The sequence below is a fragment of the Blastococcus saxobsidens genome, assembly GCF_010682065.1.
Classification (GTDB): Bacteria; Actinomycetota; Actinomycetes; order Mycobacteriales; family Geodermatophilaceae; genus Blastococcus; species Blastococcus saxobsidens_B.
In genome coordinates this window covers 1-4664 of record NZ_JAAGWG010000028.1, presented here as the reverse complement: position 1 = coordinate 4664, position 4664 = coordinate 1, and the positions used below count along the sequence as shown (strand labels likewise).

Genomic DNA, 4664 nt, shown 5'->3' with positions numbered 1-4664 from the left:
GCGACACCTCCGACGAGTCGCTGCTGCGGGCGGTGCGCGGCGTCGTGCAGGCCGAGGTCGAGCGCGGCGCCTGACCTACCGCGGCGCGGCAGGTGGACCGGCGGCCCACGGGGCCTCCGGTCCACCTGCCGCGGTGGAGCTGAGCGGGCTCAGTCGCCCCAGCGCCCGCCGCGGTCGCGGTCCTTGTCCTGATCGCGGTCCCGGTCCTGCTCGCGGGCTCGTTCCCGTTCGAGCTCGATACGGGCGGTGAGCTCCTGCAGCCACCGCTGGAACTCGGCGCGCGGGTCGACGACCGGTGCCGGCACCGGCAGGGGCGGCGGGGCGGGCACGACGGCGGGCGGCGGCGCAGGAGCCGGTGCAGGAGCCGGCGCTTGGGGCGGCGCGGGAGCCGGCGCGGGCCGCGGCGCAGGGCGCGGCTCCGGGGACGGCGCGGGGACGACCGGCGCGGGCTCGGGTGCGGGTGGCGGCGGGGGCGCCTGCTGCACGAGCCGGGTCGTCCCGGTGCCCGCCGTCGTGCGGGCGACCTCGGCCGCCGCGACCCACTCCGCCCAACGGACGGGCTCGAGGGTGACGGCTGCGGCGTCCGAGCGGACGCCCTGCGGCAGCCGCTCGGCGAGCAGCTGGCCGATCGCGTCGGCCGTACGCAGGTCGCAGGCCATGCGCTCGACGACGCCGCGGCCCTCGGCGCATCCGGCCCATGCCGTGAGGGAGGCGGCGACGTCGCCGGACAGCGCGGCCAGTGTGCGGTCCCGCTCCCCCGGCGTGCCGGCCAGGCCGGTCCGGAGGCCGGCGAGCGCCGCCAGCACCGGCTCCGCGGCCGGGTGCTGCAGCGGCGTGACGGCGAGCTCGGCGGCACCGGCACCGCGCGGCCAGCGCACCACGTCGCCGGGGGCCAGGACCCGGCCCTCCTCGGGCAGCAGCCGGACGGCCGCCGCGGCGGGCCCGCCGCCGAGCCGGCGGTCCTCCGCGGGTCCCAGGTCGCCGGACACCCGCACGGTCACCGGGACGGCGAGGCTGTTGCGCACGGTCAGGGCGCCCGGCTCGACGCAGCCCTCGACCACGAAGTCGCCCGGGATCAGCGAGGGGTCGGCCGGGCCGGTGCAGAGATCGGATGCCGGCCCGGCGACGGCGACGGCCGGCAGACCGAGCAGGCACGCGGTGACCGCGACGACGAGAGCCCCTGCGCGCTTCACGCCGAGAACTCGCAGACCGTCTGGGTCTGGGCGACGAGCTGGTCCACGCCGGCCAGGAGCCGGGCCCGGTCGGCGTCGTCGACCGGTGGGTCGAGCACCCCCGCCATCGCGTCGATCATCTCGTCGACGGCTGTCCGGAGCTCGGGCCATTCACCGGGCAGGAGGCCCGACGCCAGCGACCGGAGCTCGCCGCGGGCGGCCGCCAGCCGGCTGCGGGCGTCCACGACGTCGACACCGGCGACGAGCCGGCCCACGGCGGGCGGGATGTCGGCGAAGTGGCCGGCGCGCAGGAGGTCGGCGCAGAGCGCGGGGGCCCCGGCGGGCGGGGTGTAGTCGGACGCAGCCGACTGCGTCTGCGGCTCGGCCGGCTCTGCGGCCGTGCATGCCGGGAGGCAGAGGAGGAGTGCCAGCGCACCGAGCAGAGCAGGCTTCCCGGCGGTCACCTCCGGAACGTAGGTGCCCGGCTCCCGCTACCGACAGCTCGCGTCACCCGACCAGGGGAACCGGTCCACCCCTCCGTGACGCGTAGTCACCTCCGCCCCGCCGGAGACCCGGCTGGGTCAGCGGCGGGCGGCGTACACGTAGGGCCGCAGCGGGGGCTCGTCCGCGGTCTTGGGGGCGTCCCCGCTGCTGTCGCCGGCGTAGCGGACCATGCCGAGGAAGTCCTGCGGGAACGTCGTCCGATCGACCCCGGGGTGGGTGCCCTGGACGCACGCGGCCAGCGGGATGCGCTCGCGCGCCGCGGGCCCGTCGTGGGTCAGCGCGTCCACGACGATCGCGTAGCCGACCGGGTCGAAGCTGCCGATGGCGAAGTGGTCGGCCGCGTTGAGCCCGCAGACCTCCTGCAACGCGATGTTGGCGACCCGGCCGCCGTCCGCGCGCAGGGCGGAGCTCGGCTTCGGCGGGGTCTTGGGGACGACGATCTCGTCGGTCCAGGTGTAGGCGGCCGTGTAGTCGATGCCGGGGAAGGTTTCGACTCCGCTGTTGAGGGCCCGCATGAACGCCGACTGCGAGGCCTGCTGGTGGTTGGCCGGGGTGCAGTCGCGCTGGCAGGCGACGTCGGCGACGACGGTGCCGTGGTTGGAGGGGCTCAGGCCGATGACGTCGTCGACGAGCGCGCGGGTGTCCGGCCAGAACCGCAGCGCCCAGCGCGGCACCATGCCGCCCTGGCTGTAGCCGACGACGTCGACGTCGCGGCCGGACTTCTTGGCCATCGTGCGCAGCGCGGAGACGACGTGCTCGGCGGCGACCTGGATGTCGCCGGTCGCGTCGAAGGGCAGCGTGACCGCGCACCACCGCAGGCCCATCTGGTCGAAGGCCCGCATGTAGTTCCAGCCGAAGTTGACCTCGGGCGTCAGCGTCGTCCCGGGCACCAGGAGGACCGGGTCCTGCTGGAGCCGGTGCAGCGAGCCGTTGCAGGACAGGCTCGCGGCCAGCTGCTCGGCGGGGACGCTCAGCCGCGGTCCGGGCCGGTCCACCGGCGCGAACTCACCCGTCGCCGGGGCCTTCGGGGGCGTGGCCGCGGCCGTGCCCCCACCGACGAGGACGACGAGGGCGGCCGTTGCGGCCATCAGCAGACGGGATCGACCTGCGCGCACGAGCACTCCTGCCGTCGGACGCGCCGAGGTGGCGCGGTCTCGAGAGCTCAACGAGCGACTGTGCCCGGCGTCACGGAGCACGAGTCGGCAACGGCCTGTCCACAGCGAGGGTGCCGCCGGCCCAGGGCGCAGCAGGCAGCGCATTAGGGTTCGCGGCCGTGGTTCGGCACACGCGTGGGGCACGGGGGTCCGTTCGCCGATGGTCGTGACGGGATGAACCAGCCGAGGAGCCGCTCGAAGAAGTGGCGCCGTCGGGGACCCCGCGCCGCTCCCGTGGACGTGGTCGCCCCGTCCGCTCCGGCGGCGAGCGGGCTCGCCCGGGCACGCAGCGGGCTGCAGCGCGCCGCGCTGTTCCTCATCCTCATCCTCTTCCCGTTGATCCTCGGCCTGGCCTTCGCGACGGGAAGGAATGCCGGCTCCGACGACGTCGCCAACCGGATCGCGGAGAAGTGGGGCCTGCTGCTGCCGGTGATCCTCGGGATCCCGGCCGTCGTCCTTCTCCTCGCGGCGTGGGCGCTGCGGTTCCTCCCCGGCGGGCGCGAGGCGGCCGAGACGGCGCCGCTGTTCCGGTGGAACCGTGGCGGCGGGCCGAAGCCGGTGTCCGTGGCAGCGGTCGTCGGGATCGTGGCCCTGCTGCTGGTCGGCGTGGGGGTCGCCGTCCAGAGCTACCAGGGGCTGCGTGCCCTGAGCGGTGCCGGCCTGGTGCTCACCGTCGGGGAGGACACCTACGTCACCCGCTCAGAGGAGAGCTCGGGGCGCGGTGGGGGCCTCAACTACTTCCTGGACACCCCGGCCGGCGAGGCGATCGCCGAGGGCGACCCCGCCGACGGTGACCGCTACGGCGTCTACCCGCCGGACGCCAACCGCGCGTGGAAGATCAGCACGGGCGGCTGGTTCATCTGGCTGCTCACCGGTCTGCTGTCCCTGGGGGCGCTGGTCGGGGCGGTGTTCCTGATCCGTGCGCAGGCGAAACGCGCTGCCGCGCGACGGCGCTGGCGCCGGTCGCGTCCGCGGCGGACCAGTGCTCTGGCCGTGGTCTGGACGACGGTGGCCGCCGTGCTCGCCACGACCGCCGGCGCCTGGGTGGTCGCCGACGAGGCCACCGCCGGCGGCACGCGGACGACGCTGACGATCCCCGGGGCCGCGAAGTACGGCCTGTCGCCGTTCTGGGTGCGCGACGGCGGGACGGAGCACCCGTACTTCGCGAGTCCGGACGACGGCGTCGCGCAGCCGCTGCGGTCGCGCATCGCCAACGAGAACCGCGACTACGACCTGGGCCTGCTCGACGTCTTCGCGGACGTGACCGTGTACCCGACCGCGGCCGACGCCGAGAGGGCCGCGACCCTCTGGCTCGCGGAGGAGGCGGACGTCGTCCGGGACCTCTACGAGGGCGAGGGCGGGGAGCTGGTGCTGGCCGACGGCAGCTCCGCGGTCTGGAACGAGAAGCTCACGCAGATCACGGCGGCGACCACCCGCGGCGAAGTGCTGGTGACCGTGGAGATCGACGACTGGAGCTACGAGGAGACGCCCGAGGAGGTGGTGGCCCGGTTGCAGCGGGAAGCGCCGGAAATCCGTGACCTCGTCGCCGACCACTCCGAGGAGATCCTCGACGCCGAGCTCCCCTGGTGGGGCTGAGCGGTCCTCGGTTCACGCTCGGATGCGTACGCGAGCGGTTGTCGCTGCCCCCAGAACTGCACCGATGCGTATCCGCGCAGGAACCGCGGGCCTCAGCCGTCGACGTAGCGGTCCGGACTGGCGAGCTTTCTCACCCGTTGTGACCGATCGAGCTCCTCGGCCTAGTTGTACTGAGCAGGACCGTTGTTGACGTGGGAGCGACCTCCGGGTCGGGTGGAGCTGTCTGACGGCATCCATT

The 4664-nt window shown here is 75.0% G+C and carries 4 protein-coding genes; 1 reads left to right on the top strand and 3 read right to left on the bottom strand.

Going from position 1 to position 4664, the window contains the following annotated elements; translation table 11 throughout:
- Nucleotides 1-149 precede the first annotated feature (149 nt).
- The 3 genes from GCU60_RS16335 to GCU60_RS16325 form a co-directional block, all read right to left on the bottom strand.
- Nucleotides 150-1193: a hypothetical protein gene (locus tag GCU60_RS16335; protein WP_163207168.1), complete on the bottom strand. Its 1044-nt coding sequence runs from the start codon at nt 1191-1193 to the stop codon at nt 150-152.
- Entirely contained in the window at nt 1190-1636 is a 447-nt protein-coding gene (locus GCU60_RS16330; RefSeq protein ID WP_163207165.1) for a hypothetical protein, read from the bottom strand. The genes GCU60_RS16335 and GCU60_RS16330 overlap by 4 nt, the downstream gene beginning before the upstream one ends.
- Before the next feature lie 117 nt (nt 1637-1753).
- Nucleotides 1754-2791: a lipase gene (locus GCU60_RS16325; RefSeq protein ID WP_163207163.1), complete on the bottom strand. Its 1038-nt coding sequence runs from the start codon at nt 2789-2791 to the stop codon at nt 1754-1756.
- A gap of 213 nt (nt 2792-3004) precedes the next feature.
- On the opposite strand from GCU60_RS16325, the gene GCU60_RS16320 reads away from it, so the two are divergent.
- Nucleotides 3005-4426, top strand: coding sequence for a hypothetical protein (locus tag GCU60_RS16320; protein WP_163207161.1), 1422 nt, complete (start codon nt 3005-3007; stop codon nt 4424-4426).
- Nucleotides 4427-4664: the final 238 nt, after the last annotated feature.

Bases quoted from the DNA above. Each gene is read 5' to 3' on its own strand.
- GCU60_RS16320 (WP_163207161.1), top strand. From the start codon at position 3,005: ATGAACCAGCCGAGGAGCCGCTCGAAGAAGTGGCGCCGTCGGGGACCC.